1 protein-coding gene and 1 pseudogene are annotated in these 1,398 nt (G+C 30.0%); both read right to left on the bottom strand.

What is annotated here, in order from left to right; translation table 11 throughout:
* Window positions 1-77: 77 nt before the first annotated feature.
* Window positions 78-434: a hypothetical protein gene (locus KI356_RS21105; protein WP_212936355.1), complete on the bottom strand. Its 357-nt coding sequence runs from the start codon at window positions 432-434 to the stop codon at window positions 78-80.
* 253 nt (window positions 435-687) lie between these two features.
* Window positions 688-762, bottom strand: a pseudogene (locus tag KI356_RS28275) (N-acetylmuramoyl-L-alanine amidase); the annotation flags it as partial.
* Between the last annotated feature and the right edge of the window lie 636 nt (window positions 763-1,398).

The following is a 1,398-nucleotide window of genomic DNA, read 5'->3' as shown; positions in this document are numbered from 1 at the left end:
TATTTCTATATAAAAAATATATTCCCTTTTGTACAAAATAAAAAACCATTCATCAGAATGGCTTTTTAACAGCATCATTATGCTTTGTTTGCTACGTCAATACCGTTAAAATCAAACTCAGCGGTAACAGTTGTAGCTGGTGGTAAAATTGCTTCAATTTTACAAAGAGATATAATTGCTGCGACTGAACCAGGAATAGCAGCTAGCTTAACAACATCGCAAGTTACCGAAGAAATAGTACCTATATAAGTACGTCCTTCAGTATTAATTCGCACTGTTTTATCAACTAATTTTTTTAGCTCATCTCTAATTCCTTGTACACAAGAGCTATCACATTGCTCATGCTTTTCCTTTTTGCACTCTTCAAAAATATCCCAGCAATCATCCTGTTTACACGTACATTTTTTTCTACAATTATTAAATCGAGAACCCAAAACCTCACCCCCTAATCCTTTCTATTAGTAACGTATGTCCACTAGCTTAAAAGTGTACGAGACAAAAACATAGAAAGAAAAAAACAAACAATTGTACTAAACCTTCTTATTTAAATCTTAAAAAACAAATATGTTACTGTATGAATCCTCACAATTCAAACACTCCAAATATGTAGCATTATTAGTATAAACGTACAATAAACATTCTTTATAAAAACGGACCTCTAGCAATTAGAGGCAACAGCTTTTCCTATTACTTCACATATACATAGGCTTTGTTTGCAGTAATATAGTATGTTTTTCCTTTGCTATTGTGCACTTTGTATTGTAGTTTCTGCTCTTTTTTAATACAAACATGGCATATTCAATGCCCATCCTTAATCAACTTATTTCTCTACAAAATGCAACTTTTACCATGAAACAAACCTTGAATGTTTATATCACTTTTAGACACCCCAAAAATAGGAGGTAATATATATACTAGTGTTAACTGTTCTTTATTACTTTTTAGTAACACATATAAAGTCCAATACTTATCCAAGAGTTTCACCCATTCGCTACAAATTAAGGATTTTGTTAAACTCTTACACATATTTATTTTTCGTTATATAATGAAACTAATAACATATTAGGGGTGTTAAGTATGTCAGAAACAATAATGATCTTGTTATACATTTGCTTTGGAATGAGTGCAGTTTTTAGCTTAATAAAAGAATTTCGAAAGCCACAAAAAAACCAGTTCTTGATTTTATTTGATTCTCTTATTTTGATAGCAGCTATATTTCTAGTAGCTAGTATCTTTATCTAAATTACATAACGAAAACTCCCATATGGAGCAAAGCAGCCTAGCGAAAGCTACCTGCTTTTTTTATTAAATAACGCTTTTATTCAGAACTAATGGTTTTTATATTTTTTAATTTTGTCATCATAAGTAATTTTTATACTTAGTTAATTTCTCAATATA

This window comes from Bacillus hominis (assembly GCF_018332515.1).
Classification (GTDB): domain Bacteria; phylum Bacillota; class Bacilli; order Bacillales; family Bacillaceae_G; genus Bacillus_A; species Bacillus_A hominis.
This window is presented reverse-complemented; position numbering and strand designations above follow the sequence as displayed.